The following is a 12,987-nucleotide window of genomic DNA, read 5'->3' on the forward strand; positions in this document are numbered from 1 at the left end:
CAAAAGCAGCCGCCGGCCCGGGGAATACCTGGGCGAGATGTGTTCGCAGCTCACAGCACCCCCGCATATTCGGGCTCGGCCAAGCCGCGTACCCCCGGGCGAAGCGCGAAAACATGGCCGTCATGCTCTGTCGCACCGACGGCGGGGCGGATTGACGTGATGAACAGCGTATCGAGATCGCGCCCGCCGAATGCGCACATGGCCGGCTTGACAGCCGGCAGGTCGATCCTGCGATCCAGCTCGCCCTGCGGCGTGAAGCGGAGTACCGCCCTGGCATCGTTCGCACAGATCCAATAACAGCCATCGGCATCGACCGCGGCGCCATCGGGGCGCCCCACGTAATCGTGCAGATCGGCAAAGACCCGGCGGCGGCTGGGCGTCCCCGTCTCGGTGTCGTAGTCGAATGCCCAGATCAGCCGGCGCTGCGGGTGCGAATCGGACAGATACATCGTCGTGCCATCGGGCGACCACGCCAGCCCGTTCTGCACGATGAGTTGATCGACCACGGGTGCCGACAGCCGACCCTGTGCATCCAGGCAGAACAATGCGCCGGCCGGATTGGCGGCGGCCATGTCCTGCACCATCGTGCCGGACCAGAAGCGGCCCTGGCGGTCACAGCGGCCGTCGTTGAACCGCATGCGTGGAACGGGAAAGGCCGGTGCGGCCAGTTTGCTTACGCTGGCTGGCAACACGCCATCGGCAGGCGTGGGCTCCCCCAACGTGACGGCGAACACGCCCGTTTCCATCCCAGCCACCAGCGTGCCGTTGCGGCTGAACGCCATGCACGCCACCTTCTCGGGCAATGTCCACTCGGTGCGCACGCCCAAGGAGACGTGCTGTCGCACGATGCGCTGCGCGGGAATATCGACCCAGTACAGCGCGTCTTCCTGCGCACGCCAGACCGGGCTCTCGCCGACCGTGGCCGGTGCATACCCGACGTCAATGCGTTCGATAGAGGCTTGCGAAACCACGGGCATCACTTCGGCTCCATCGGCCCGGCAAGCACGAAGGGGCCGCCCTGGTAGCGTTGCGTGGGGTCATCGAAATGGGTGCTGGGGGCAACCGCTGGAAACAGGTGTTCGAACTGCGCCGAACTGTCCTGCGGGCGGAAGCCCAGAAAACTCGCCTTGGTGTTGTCGGCCCATTTGATGCGGTTGTCCGACACACCATAGACGATCGCGTGGCCGACGCGGTTGGTAAACAGCGAGCAGCGCACGAGTTCAATGAAATCGCGATAGCTCAGATACGTGACCAGCATGCGCGGATTCCTCGGCGCCTCGAACGACGAGCCGATGCGCAGGCATACCGTCTCCAGGCCGAAGCGATCGAAGTAGTAGCGCGACAGCGCCTCGCCAAAGCACTTGGTCACGCCGTACAGACAGTCCGGGCGCAGCGGTGCATCGACATCCAGCACCGAGGTGACCGGATGAAAGCCCATCGCGTGGTTCGAGCTGGCGTAGACAACGCGCTTCACGCCTTGTTTTTGCGCAGCGGCGTACACGTTGTACAACCCGAGAATATTGGCCTGCATCAGATCATCGAACGGGGCCTCGACCGAAATGCCGCCCAGGTGCACGACCGCGTCGACACCTTCGAGAAGGGCGTGCACAGCTTGCCGGTCTGCCAGGTCGACCACTGCGCCCTCTTCGTGGCCGGCCAGCTCGCCCAGCGGAGCAATGTCACTCACGCGAACCACCTCAGCCCATGCCGCCAGCGCGCCGCGCAGTTGCCGGCCAAGGTTGCCGGCAGCGCCGGTCAGAAGTAGCCGCTTGAATGGCTTGTGTTGTGCAGCTGTGCCGCTTTCTGTTTCGTTGGTTCCCATGCTCAATGGTGTGGTTAGCGTTGATGTAAACGAGCCTGTTTGAGTGCGGCTTCCGCTCCGCTGCGCATCAGGCTGATGTCGGTGGCGACAGCGACGTAGTCGAAGCCGTCGGCGATGTAACGGGCATTCAGCTCCGGATCAGCCATCAGGATGCCGATCGGCTTGCCGCAACGGTGAGCGCGCTCGCAGGCGTCATGGATGGCAGCCTGCACCGCCGCATGTCGGACGTCGCCCAGGTGTCCCATCGTGGCGGCGAGGTCGGCGGGCCCAACGAAGATGCCATCGATGCCTTCCACCGCAGCGATGGACTCGAGGTTCTCCAGGGCCCTGGGCGTCTCCAGTTGCACGAGCAGGCAGACCTCCTCATTGGCGCATTGGCCATAGTCGGCATCGCGCCCATAACGGTTGGCGCGCGTGGCAAGCGACACGCCACGGATACCCGCCGGTGGATAGCGGACTGCCGCTGCGGCGCGCCTCGCATCGTCCGCGGTATCCACCATGGGTACCAGGACCGTCTGCGCGCCAATGTCGAGCAGGCGCTTGAGGACGACCGCGTCATTCGTGCTGGGCCGGACCACCGCCGACATCGGCGTCTGGGCCACGGTGCGCAACTGGTCCTGCACCATCGGCACCTCGTTGGGTGCGTGCTCGGTGTCGAGGAGGATCCAGTCGTAGTCGGACTGCGTCAGGACTTCGACGACATTGCTGGAGGCCAGCATGCTCCAGATGCCGAGTTGCTGCTTGCGAGCGAGCAACTGTGCCTTGAACCGGTTGCGCTGCATGGAAAAGCCCTACCGAGAGTTAGAACGAATGCCGGATGCCCAGGCCTACACCGATCGGGGACCCACCCGGTGTACGGTTTGCCACCGCGGTGACAACCGGGTTCACGTCATAGTCATAGGTGGCAAACGAGCCGTTGTGAATGCGGCTGACGTAGGCCTGCAACATGGTGCGCTGCGACAGCCAGTAGTGATACGCAAACACCATCTGCTGCGCGCCCGTGTGTTCGCGCTGCGCATCCGAGCACTGGCCGAACTGCGCTGCGCCCGAGCATTTGAGCGGGCGTGCCACGGAATAGCTGAAGATGAAATCCTGCGCGCCCACTTTCTGCATGACCGATATGCTGAAGGCATCACGGTACGTCTCACCGCTGCCAGCGGCTGCACCCGTGCCGAAGATCCCCTTGGAGCCAAGCCGGTCCCAGCCTACCGAGAAGTTGGTCGAGCCCGCCGACAGCCACGTCGCCTCGTAGCGCACAGCCACGCGGTGTTCGTAGTCGTTCGAGTAGCCGGCCCCAGCCACGCCCATGCCCGCGCTGCCCGCCCCCGAGAGGCCCGCCCCCGCGCCCAGCAATGCTTGGCCACGCCGCGTTTCATAGGCATAAGCGGCGTAAATCGGGCCACGAGCGAACTGCGTCCCGGCGCCCCACGCGTACATGCCGTTGATCGGCTTGCCGGCAGAGCCGCTCACGCTGCTGTTGGTCGGGCCCACGCTGCCCTCGCCCGGCGAATACACCACCTGCGCGCTCAATCCGCCCAGCACGTCGGGCGTGGTGTACTGGATGGTGTTGGCCAGACGCGCATTCAGGTTGGTCTGCACGCCGTTGAGCGTGGTCATGATGCCAATGTTGTTGGCAATCGATGTGCTGCCCGGAATGAAGTTGAGCTTGCCGCCCAGGCCGCGCATCGGGGTCGTCATCAACCCCATCTGCACTGTACCGAGCGTGTCGCTGCGCAGGCCGACAAACTGATCACGCCCGCTGGGGCCTGAACCCGTATCCGCGTTGAAGCCGTACTCGATCTGGAAGATCGCGGAAAGGCCATTGCCCAGCTCCTCCTTGCCGCGCAAGCCCCACAGCGAGCTGTTGCTGGAGTCCTTGAATGCCATCGGCACATTGCCGCCCACCTTGTTGGATCCCGTAGTGCGCACGGCCTCGACTGTGTTGTCGATCACTCCATACAGCGTTACCGAACTTTGTGCGTGCACATTCACGGACGCACACATCGCCGCCACCGCGCCGGCCGCGCAAGAGAGCTTCGTGTTCAAACCCATTTCCTTCCTCCTTGTGGATCTCTGTTTTCTTTGTGATTGCTTTGTGGTTTTCACCCGTGGCAGATCCACTGCGGGAAACCGGTCTCTCAGTTCAAGCGCAGCTCCGTTGTGCGATCGAACAGATGCAGGTTGGCCGACTGCATGCTCAGGCTGGCGTGCGCGCCGTGCTGCAGACCATAGGCCTGGCGGTCGCGGCCGGTAGCTGCGAGTGCGCCGACCGGCGTATCGCAGACAAGCAACGTCTCGGCACCGTAGAACTCTCCGCTCTTCACTCGCGCATTGACACGGATGTCGTGCGCTCCTTCGTCCCCGCCGATGCTGATGTGCTCCGGCCGGATGCCGCACACCACCTCCTGGCCATCCTGCACGGCGCCACGGTCACGCAGTGCGATCTCAACGCCGTCCGCGCAGCGGATGGCAGCCCGGTCGCCACGGACCTGGGCCACGCCCTCGAAGAAGTTGATGGATGGCGAGCCGATGAACTGCGCGACGAACCGGTTCACCGGGCGGTCATACAACTCGACTGGTGTGCCGACCTGCTCGACACCGCCATCGCGCAATACGACGATCCGGTCGGCCAGCGTCATGGCCTCGACCTGGTCGTGCGTCACGTACACACACGTGGTGCGCATGCGCTCGTACATCTCGCGGATCTCCGCACGCACGTGGTGACGCAGCGCTGCATCGAGATTCGAAAGCGGCTCATCGAACAGGAAGACCGACGGCTTGCGCACAATAGCTCGCCCCATGGCCACGCGCTGGCGCTGGCCGCCCGAGAGCTGGCGCGGATAGCGGTCCAGCAGTTTGTCGAGTGCCAGCGAACGCGCGATCTCGTTCACAATGCCGTCGATCTCTGCCTTGGGCCGCTTGGCGAGCTTCAGGCTGAAGCCCATGTTCTCGCGCACGGTGAGTTGCGGATAGAGCGCGTAGCTCTGGAAGACCATCGCGATGTCGCGCTCCTTGGGGTGCAGCTGTGTCACGTCGCGCCCGCCGATGCAGACGGCGCCGCTCGACACCTCTTCCAAGCCCGCGATGATGCGCAGCAAGGTCGATTTTCCGGAGCCGCTCGGGCCCACGAGCACGCAGAATTCACCGTCGCGGATGTCCACCGAGACGTTCTTGATGATGTGCTGGTCGCCAAAGCGCTTGTCGATTGCGACCAGGGTCACGGAAGCCATGATTCGCTCCTCTTGTCAGTTGTCGGTTTCAGCCCTTCAGCGCACCGGACGTAAGCCCGCGCTGGAAGTGCTTTTGCAGGCCGAGGTACAGCCCCACGCTCGGGATCATTGCAAGCAGCGTCACTGCGATGAAGACGTTGGGCGAGATGTGTTCGTCTGTGCGTAGCGAGGCGAGCACGACGGGCAGCGTGTACAGCGTCTCGCGGTTGACCACGATGAGGGGCAACAGGTATTGGTCCCAGATCATCAAGAAACCGAAGATGGCCGTGGTCCCGAGTGCCGGCTTGACCAGCGGCAGCACGACGTTGAAGAAGATCTGCCACTCGCTGGCGCCGTCGATGCGCGCGGCTTCCTCCAGCTCCATCGGGACGGCCTTCATGAATTCGGTCAGCACGAAGATGGAGAACGCCCAGCCGGCGACGGGCAGAATCATTCCAAGGTACGAATTCAGCAGACTCACGTGCACCACCGGCAGTTTGCCGAGCACGAGGTAGAGCGGAATGGCAATGACCTCTTCCGGCAGCATCATGGTCGACAGAAACAGCAAGCTCACGACCCCTGCTCCAACGAACTTCTTGCGCGCCAGCGCATAAGCAGCCAGCGCACTGACGGTGATCTGCAGCGCCAGCCCGGCTACCACCACCACGCAGGAATTCAGCAGATGTCGCCAGGCACCGGCTTCGCTCCACGCATAGACAAAGTGCTTGAGCGAAGGATGCGAGGGCCACAACTGGAGTTGGCCCGGCTGCACGGTATCGGCGTTGAAGGCGGTGGCCAGCATCGCCCAGTACGGGCCGGCGAAGATGACGACAACGACGGCGTAGAGCAGCCAGCGAACTGCCATACCGGCTGCAGCCGAGAGCCGGATCCGAGATTGCGTGGGCGTCATGACGGCAGGTTGTCTGGCGACGATGGTTTTAGCGGTCATGGCGTTTGCTCCGTTGCCGCAAGGCCAGGTAGGTGACGGTGGTCACGGCCGTGAAGAAGAACAGCAGGCAAGACACGGCAGAGGCATAGCCATAGTCGAACTGCACGAAACCGGCTTTGTAGACGTAGGTCATCACCACCTCGGTCGCGCCACCCGGGCCGCCGCCGGTGCTTGAGTACACCTCGGTGAACACACGCACGCCGCGAATGAAGCCGAGCACGCCCACGATCACGAACGTGTGGCGAATGGCGGGCAGCGTCACGTACCACAGGCGATGGTGCCAACGGGCGCCATCCACAGCGGCCGCGTCGTACAGTTCGCGGTTCACGCCCGTGAGACCCGCGATGAAGATCATCATGTCGTACGGCACGGTCTTCCAGATCTGCATGGCGATCAAGGAGCCAAGGGCAAGATCCGGATCGGCGAAAAAGCCCGCGGGTGCCGCGCCAAACCAGCCCAGCATCGTGTTGCCGATGCCCTCGGGCGTGGGAGCCAGCAGGATCTGCCAGATCTGGGCGACCACGGCGGCACTCGTCACGGCCGGCAGGAACATCGCGGTGCGGATGATGCGCAGGTGCCGCGCCGGGCCTTCCAGCGCCAATGCGAGGAAGAAGGCAATCACAGCCGATGCGATGACCGACACCGCCACATACAGCGCCGTCTGCACCACAGCAGCATGCAGATCGGTGTCGGCAAAGGCGCGCTCGAAGTTATCGAGCCCCACCCACTGCCAATCCGAGCCGAAGTGCACCTGGTAGAAGCTCATCTCCAGCCCGCGCAGCATCGGCACGAACTTGAACGTGGCAAACACCGCAATGGCCGGCAGCAGGAAGAGCCACGGGATGGCGCTGCGCCTGGTGGGAAGTCCGATGGTGAGTTTCATGAGGCGCTCACCGTCAGTTCGCGCCCACGCGCTGGCGGGCCAACTCCTGATTGACCTTCTTGTTCAGGTCTTTCAGGCCGGCATCGATATCGCTGCTGCAGTTGGCCAGAATGCGGTTCAGGCCATCAGCCGTGAGCTGGCGCACGCTCATCCAGTCGGGAATGGCCGGTGCGTAGTGCGCATTCTTGGCGTACACGGTTTCAACCGTCTGCCAGCGAGGGTCGTTATAGACCTTGCCGGCATCGACGGTTTTGTTGACGGGCAGGCGCACCACGGGAAACCCGCCCGGATGCATACCAAGCTTCTGCCCTTCCGGCGAGGTGAGGAACGCAATGTATGACAGCGCAGCCTGCTTGTTGGCCGAACGCGTGACATAGGCCAACTCCCCTTCGCCGAGACTGTCCGCTTTGCCGGCCGGGCCCGGCGGGGGAGCAATCACCTCCACCTTGTCACGCCCCGGCTCCTGATCGACCACGGCGATGTGATACGGGCCGCTGAAGAAGATGCCTGTTTGGCCGGAGCGGAAGCTGGCAATGGCATCGGCGGTGGTGGCATTGATGGCGCCGGGCTGCGTGACCTTGTCAACGCACAACATCTGACGGAAATAGCCCACCGTCTTTGCTGCGGCGGGCTCATCCAGGGCGCCACGGAACCTGCCCTTGCCGTCCGGGCGGATGAAATCACCGCCGGCTTGCCACAGGAAACTGCTCATGAACCAGGTGGTGTAGCCGCGTGTGGCCGATGCCGGGAACGTAAAGCCGTAGACCGGCTTGCCTGCACCAGCGGGTTGCATCGTGGTGAAGGCCTTGGCCAGCTTTGCGATGTCATCCCACGATTTCGGCTGCGGCAGGCCGAGCTTTTCGCGCCAGTCCTTGCGGATGAAGAACACGAACGACTGCACAGACACCGGCACCGCGTAGTACTTGCCGTTGTAGCCCTGCGCCCCCTGCCAGGCACGGTCCTGAATGTCAGCGCCACCAGGGAAACCGGCGCGGTCGATCTCGGCGGCCACACCCGTCTTCATCATCAGACCCAGCGACGAGCTGTCGTTGATGATGACGTCGGGCAAGTCATTGCCGGCAATCGCGCGCGACAGACGCTGCTCGTAGTCCGTCATCGCGTTGAAGTACTCGACCTTGATGCCGGTTTTCTTGGTGAACGCCGAAGCAATGTTGTCGTAGGTGGCGCGCGCATCCGGGTTGGAGCGCGTCCAGACACGTAGCGTGGTCTCGGCCAGCGCGTGTGATGCGAATCCGAACAGCGCCACGCATGCCGCGGCAGAGGCCGCCAGCCGCGCGAATTGATGCGGGCTTTGCTTGGTCAACTTCATCTTGTCTCCTGCTTGTTCTATCGGCCCGGCGTCCAATGCATGTGGCGCCGTGCTCGTTCATCAACTACTGCGCCCTTGCGCCGCCTCAGGCTGCGGCGGGCATTCGCAACTGCGCCAGCAAGCCCCCGTCAACGGGCAGCACATGCCCGGTAATGAACGACGCCGCACTGGATGCCAGGAACAGCACCGGCCGCGCAGCCTCTTCCGCCAGCCCGTGACGGGGCAGCGGCAGGCCGCTTGCCGCCGCAGGGTCGACGTTCTTTGTATGCGAGTGCGGGATCTGCGCCGGTGCAATCGCATTGACGCGAATGCCGTGGCGGCCAAAGTCCACCGCCAGGCAGCGCGTCATGGCATCCACGCCGCCCTTGCTGATGTCGTAGATCGCGTTATTGCGGTGCGCACGCTGCGCCCCGGGTGACGACACGTTCACCACCACGCCCGGGTGCCCAAGTCCAACCCAGCCGCGCATCACGTCCAGGCTGAGTGCGTACATGGCGCGCAGGTTGACCGAGACGATCTCGTCGAAATCCGCGAGCGTGCCCTCTTCCGTTGGCTTCTTCGTCTGGGTCATGCCGGCGTTATTGACCAGCACATCGATACCCCCACGCTCAATGGCACGATCAATGATGGCTTGGCGGTGAGCGGCGTCGGCCATGTCGCCGATGACGATGTCGCAGCGCTCGCCCAGGCTCTCGCGCAGGGTATCGAGCGCATGACGGTTGCGGCCGGTGGCGACCACGTGCGCGCCGGCACGGTGGAATTCTTTGGCGATGGCCGCGCCGATTGCGCCGCTGGCGCCGGTCACGACGACCAACTTGCCGTGGAAATCGAACTGGATATGCATGTGGAAGACGCGCTTTGAAAGGGGCTTGCTGGAAAACGGTTTCCAAACTATAGGGAGCCGATCAAATCAAGTCAACCGTTTTCCTAATTTTCTGCATACGTGAAAACCCGACCCCACCGAAAGCACGCATCAACGAAGCGCTCCAGTTGTCGCGCGCGATGCGATATGAGATGGACATGCCGGGGAATCTCGCCCCACAAACTACCCATATTCGGCCTGGATACGCCAAATCCTATGATCCGCCCTCGCGGCCTGAAAGGGGATCTACCTCTGCCACGCCGTGCAGATCCGGGCGGTCAGAGCGTTCGGTTTACGCGCCCAGGAAAATTGATTAGGATAGGAAAACGTTACCCTAAAATAGGGCTGCAGGCCTTACGCCGTCACTCACAAGAGGAAGCCATCCATGAAGATCACCGCCGTTCGCGTCACCCCCATTGCCATCAGCGATCCGCCGTTGCTGAACGCCAGCGGCGTCCACGAGCCCTTTGCGCTGCGGTCCATCATTGAGGTGGAGAGCGACAATGGCTTGGTTGGCCTCGGTGAGACCTATGGCGACAAGCCGGTGCTCGACGGCCTGCTGAACGTGAAGGATTCGCTGGTTGGGCTCAGCCCGTTCGACCTGAACGGCCTGTGGGAGCGTGTGGTGGCTGCAGGAGCCCCGGCATCGCAGGGGGTTGAACTGGACGTCGCGCCAGGTTCAGCCGCCAACAAGGGCGACCGCAAGGTGTTCGGCGGGTTCGAGGTGGCGTTCGTGGATCTGCAGGCTCGCTCGCTCGGTATTCCCGTGCATGAGTTGCTGGGTGGCGCAGTGCGCCGCAAGGTGCCGTTCTCCGCCTACCTGTTCTTCAAGTTCGCCAGCGATGTCGACGCGTCGTACAAGCCCGACCCGTGGGGCCCCGCGCTCAATGCCGAGCAGATGGTTGCCCAGGCCCGCAAGATGATCGACGAATACGGTTTCGGCAGCATCAAGCTCAAGGCCGGCGCGCTGGAGCCGGAGGTGGAGGTGGCATGCCTGAAGGCGCTCCGGCGCGCCTTCCCCAACCACCCGCTACGCATCGACCCGAACGCCAATTGGTCGCTGGAGACAGCCATCCGCATGGCGGAGCTTCTCAAGGGCGACCTGGAGTACTACGAAGACCCCACCCCAGGTTTGGTAGGCATGGCCGCGCTGCACAAGGCCACGGGCCTGCCGCTGGCGACCAACATGGTAGTCACCGACATGGACGAGTTCCGCCGCAACGTGTCCCTCAATGGCGTGCAGATCGTGCTGTCGGATCACCACTACTGGGGCGGCCTGCGCGCCACGCAGGTGCTGGCGACGATGTGCGACACTTTTGGGCTGGGCCTGTCGATGCATTCCAACTCGCACCTGGGCATCAGTCTGATGGCGATGACGCACCTGGCCGCCGCGGTTCCCAATCTGACCTACGCTTGCGACACGCACTACCCGTGGCAGGACGACGAAGTGCTCAAGGGCGGCAAGATCGCCATCGAGGGCGGTTGCGTGAGCGTGACCGACGCACCGGGCCTTGGTATCGAGATTGACCGGGATGCGCTGGCCGCCTTGCACGAGCAGTACCTGCGCTGCGGTATCACCAACCGCGACGATGTCTCGCAGATGCGCAAGTTCCGCCCCGACTGGACACGCAAGAAGCCGCGTTACTGACCACCGCCCCGCAATTTTTTCCCGACTGAACAATACGGACGAACATCATGGCAACCATCGGATTCATCGGCCTGGGCATCATGGGCGCCCACATGGCCCGCAACCTGCTCAAGGGCGACCACACCCTCATCGTCAGCGGCAAACATTCCGTGCCGGACGATCTGCGTTCGCGCGCCACCGTTGTCGAGAATTCGGCGGCGGTTGCGCACGCAGCGGACATCGTCATCGCCATGGTGCCGGACACGCCCGACGTGGCCGACGTGCTGTTTGGCGAAGATGGTGTCGCGCAGGGCCTGACGGCCGGCAAGCTGTTCATCGACATGAGCTCGATCTCGCCCATCGAGACGCAGGCGTTTGCCAAGCGTGTCGAAGCGCTCGGCGCCGACTACCTCGATGCGCCTGTTTCCGGCGGTGAAGTCGGCGCGCGCGATGCCACGCTCACCATCATGGTCGGCGGCAAGGAAGCGGCGTTCGAGCGCGCCAGGCCGCTGTTCGCGCTGATGGGTAAGAACATCACCCATGTGGGCGAATCCGGCGCTGGACAGACCTGCAAGGTGGCCAACCAGATCATCGTGGCACTGACCATCGAGGCCGTAGGCGAAGCGCTGCTCTTCGCCTCCAGGGCCGGCGCCGATCCGGCACGCGTGCGCGAAGCGTTGATGGGCGGCTTTGCCTCGTCGCGCATCCTGGAAGTGCATGGCGAGCGCATGATCAAGCGTACGTTCGACCCGGGTTTTCGCATCGAGCTGCACCAGAAGGATCTGAACCTGGCGCTGGAAGGCGCACGCAAGCTCGGCATCGCCCTGCCGAACACAGCCAGCGCACAACAGCTCTTCAGCGTGTGCGCGGCCAACGGCGGCAAGGCGTGGGACCACTCCGCGATGGTGCGCGCGCTCGAGCTGATGGCGAATCACACCGTCGCCTGAGGCAGTCACCTGGGTGTCTTGAAACAGGCCCAAGACTGGACGGCGCGGATGGCCTTAGAGGTGCTCACTGGCGCCGACGGAAAACGTTCTCCACCTATAATTCCCGCATCATTGGCCGCTGGCGTCTTCGTGCAGCGGCCAACCACCCCGCACGTGCCACCTGATGAAGAAGAGCTCTCCGACCATCCGAGACGTTGCCGCCGCCGCCGAGGTCTCGGTGGCCACCGTGTCGAAATACATGAACAGCACGCAGCGCTTCTCTGCGCCGGTGGAAGCCAAACTCAAGGCAGCGATCGAACAGCTCGGCTACCGGTCCAACCCGCTCGCCCGCTCGATGATCACGGGCAAGACGCGCACCATCGGCTTGGCCATCCTCGACATCCGCAACCCGCACTTCACCAATATCGTGAAAGGCGCCAACCGGATCGCCCTGCAGAATGACTACACACTCCTGTTGGTGGATACGGAAGAAAGCCAGGAGCGCGAGCGTCAACTGATCGAAGCGCTCGCGCAGCGCGTGGACGGCATGATCGTCAGCTCCCGCATGCCGGAGGAAGCCATTCAATGGATGATCGATCTGAACAAGCCGGTGGTGCTGTTCGGCCGCACGCGTGATCTGCCCATCCCCAGTGTCGGCACAGACAGCCATCTGGCAGCGTACATGTTGGCGCGACACTTGCTGAACGAGGGCCACCGGCACGTCGCCTATCTGGGCTTTGGGCAGTCGCGCTGGAACGCGGAGCGTATTCGCGGTGTGACCGAATGCTTCCAGGAGGCGGGACTCACGATCGACGTTCATGATGCCCATGCGCCGTCGGCGCAGGCGGGCGAGCACGCCTGTTCGGCCATCATGCTTGCGCCCAAGCGTCCGGAGGCGGTGATCTGCTACAACGACCTCATCGCCCTCGGCTTCATGAAAGAGGCCCGCGCGCTTGGCTTCAAGCTTCCGCACGACGTATCGGTGGTGGGCTTCGACAACGTGCCCTATGGGGAATACGCATCGCCCGCGCTCACCACGATGGATCTGCAGAGCGAGCGCATGGGTGAGGTGGCCATGCAGAAGCTGCTCGACGTGCTGGCTGGCCACGATGGTAACGGTGAATACTCACTGCTCGAACCGCGCCTGATCGTGCGGGAATCGACCCGGCGTCGCGAGGTGGAGAAAGAAGCCGTGCGCCTACCCACATCCAAGCCGCGACGCAAAGCCTAGTCATTGGTTGCGCTGCTCAACGGCACTGATCTGTCCGTTCGCTTGCAAGTCAAAGCTCAATACCGTAGCTGACGGGCCGATGCGCATCTATGCGCGCGTCGTCATTCCTGGATGCCGCCACGATCACAACGAGGCCAGACCGCATAGC

At 63.5% G+C, this 12,987-nt stretch carries 12 protein-coding genes; 3 read left to right on the forward strand and 9 right to left on the reverse strand.

The annotated features are described in order from the left end of the window. Positions 1–50 precede the first annotated feature (50 nt). The 9 genes from N5B55_RS22020 to N5B55_RS22060 form a co-directional block, all read right to left on the reverse strand. Positions 51–977, reverse strand: a complete 927-nt coding sequence (locus N5B55_RS22020; protein WP_304540078.1) for an SMP-30/gluconolactonase/LRE family protein — start codon at positions 975–977, stop codon at positions 51–53. Then, complete coding sequence (locus N5B55_RS22025) at positions 977–1,822, reverse strand: NAD-dependent epimerase/dehydratase family protein (protein ID WP_304540079.1); 846 nt, start codon at positions 1,820–1,822, stop codon at positions 977–979. The genes N5B55_RS22020 and N5B55_RS22025 overlap by 1 nt, the downstream gene beginning before the upstream one ends. A 14-nt stretch (positions 1,823–1,836) precedes the next feature. After that, the gene (locus tag N5B55_RS22030; RefSeq protein WP_304540080.1) at positions 1,837–2,604 is read right to left on the reverse strand and encodes an HpcH/HpaI aldolase family protein; all 768 of its coding nucleotides are present in this window, start codon (positions 2,602–2,604) and stop codon (positions 1,837–1,839) included. A 19-nt stretch (positions 2,605–2,623) separates the two neighbouring features. After that, a complete protein-coding gene (locus N5B55_RS22035; RefSeq protein WP_304540081.1) occupies positions 2,624–3,874 on the reverse strand; it encodes a porin in 1,251 nt (416 codons plus the stop codon). Between the two features lie 86 nt (positions 3,875–3,960). After that, entirely contained in the window at positions 3,961–5,052 is a 1,092-nt protein-coding gene (locus N5B55_RS22040; protein WP_304540082.1) for an ABC transporter ATP-binding protein, read from the reverse strand. Between the two features lie 28 nt (positions 5,053–5,080). Further along, positions 5,081–5,980: a carbohydrate ABC transporter permease gene (locus tag N5B55_RS22045; RefSeq protein WP_304540083.1), complete on the reverse strand. Its 900-nt coding sequence runs from the start codon at positions 5,978–5,980 to the stop codon at positions 5,081–5,083. Beyond that, positions 5,970–6,863 (reverse strand): carbohydrate ABC transporter permease, encoded by an 894-nt coding sequence (locus N5B55_RS22050; protein ID WP_304540084.1) that lies wholly within the window; start codon positions 6,861–6,863, stop codon positions 5,970–5,972. Before N5B55_RS22050 ends, N5B55_RS22045 begins: the two co-directional genes overlap by 11 nt. A 13-nt stretch (positions 6,864–6,876) precedes the next feature. Continuing rightward, positions 6,877–8,193 carry an ABC transporter substrate-binding protein gene (locus tag N5B55_RS22055; RefSeq protein ID WP_304540085.1) on the reverse strand — a complete coding sequence of 439 codons (1,317 nt, stop codon included), beginning with the start codon at positions 8,191–8,193 and terminating at the stop codon, positions 6,877–6,879. Between the two features lie 85 nt (positions 8,194–8,278). Continuing rightward, positions 8,279–9,037, reverse strand: coding sequence for an SDR family NAD(P)-dependent oxidoreductase (locus N5B55_RS22060; RefSeq protein ID WP_304540086.1), 759 nt, complete (start codon positions 9,035–9,037; stop codon positions 8,279–8,281). 403 nt (positions 9,038–9,440) lie between these two features. On the opposite strand from N5B55_RS22060, the gene N5B55_RS22065 reads away from it, so the two are divergent. The 3 genes from N5B55_RS22065 (at position 9,441) to N5B55_RS22075 (ending at position 12,839) form a co-directional block, all read left to right on the forward strand. After that, complete coding sequence (locus N5B55_RS22065) at positions 9,441–10,703, forward strand: glucarate dehydratase family protein (RefSeq protein ID WP_304540087.1); 1,263 nt, start codon at positions 9,441–9,443, stop codon at positions 10,701–10,703. Positions 10,704–10,750: 47 nt separating this feature from the next. Beyond that, complete coding sequence (locus tag N5B55_RS22070; RefSeq protein ID WP_065855795.1) at positions 10,751–11,629, forward strand: 2-hydroxy-3-oxopropionate reductase; 879 nt, start codon at positions 10,751–10,753, stop codon at positions 11,627–11,629. Positions 11,630–11,792: 163 nt separating this feature from the next. Further along, positions 11,793–12,839, forward strand: a complete 1,047-nt coding sequence (locus N5B55_RS22075) for a LacI family DNA-binding transcriptional regulator (RefSeq protein WP_304540088.1) — start codon at positions 11,793–11,795, stop codon at positions 12,837–12,839. Positions 12,840–12,987: the final 148 nt, after the last annotated feature.

The organism is Ralstonia pickettii (genome assembly GCF_030582395.1).
In the GTDB taxonomy this organism is placed as follows: Bacteria; Pseudomonadota; Gammaproteobacteria; order Burkholderiales; family Burkholderiaceae; genus Ralstonia; species Ralstonia pickettii_D.

Excerpts from the sequence above, each read along its gene's own strand:
- N5B55_RS22035 (WP_304540081.1), bottom strand. The coding sequence starts at position 3,874 with ATGGGTTTGAACACGAAGCTCTCTTGCGCGGCCGGCGCGGTGGCGGCG.
- N5B55_RS22020 (WP_304540078.1), bottom strand. The coding sequence starts at position 977 with ATGCCCGTGGTTTCGCAAGCCTCTATCGAACGCATTGACGTCGGGTAT.
- N5B55_RS22075 (WP_304540088.1), top strand. The coding sequence starts at position 11,793 with ATGAAGAAGAGCTCTCCGACCATCCGAGACGTTGCCGCCGCCGCCGAG.
- N5B55_RS22040 (WP_304540082.1), bottom strand. The coding sequence starts at position 5,052 with ATGGCTTCCGTGACCCTGGTCGCAATCGACAAGCGCTTTGGCGACCAG.
- N5B55_RS22070 (WP_065855795.1), top strand. The coding sequence starts at position 10,751 with ATGGCAACCATCGGATTCATCGGCCTGGGCATCATGGGCGCCCACATG.
- N5B55_RS22065 (WP_304540087.1), top strand. The coding sequence starts at position 9,441 with ATGAAGATCACCGCCGTTCGCGTCACCCCCATTGCCATCAGCGATCCG.
- N5B55_RS22030 (WP_304540080.1), bottom strand. The coding sequence starts at position 2,604 with ATGCAGCGCAACCGGTTCAAGGCACAGTTGCTCGCTCGCAAGCAGCAA.
- N5B55_RS22025 (WP_304540079.1), bottom strand. The coding sequence starts at position 1,822 with ATGGGAACCAACGAAACAGAAAGCGGCACAGCTGCACAACACAAGCCA.
- N5B55_RS22055 (WP_304540085.1), bottom strand. The coding sequence starts at position 8,193 with ATGAAGTTGACCAAGCAAAGCCCGCATCAATTCGCGCGGCTGGCGGCC.
- N5B55_RS22060 (WP_304540086.1), bottom strand. The coding sequence starts at position 9,037 with ATGCATATCCAGTTCGATTTCCACGGCAAGTTGGTCGTCGTGACCGGC.
- N5B55_RS22050 (WP_304540084.1), bottom strand. The coding sequence starts at position 6,863 with ATGAAACTCACCATCGGACTTCCCACCAGGCGCAGCGCCATCCCGTGG.
- N5B55_RS22045 (WP_304540083.1), bottom strand. The coding sequence starts at position 5,980 with ATGACCGCTAAAACCATCGTCGCCAGACAACCTGCCGTCATGACGCCC.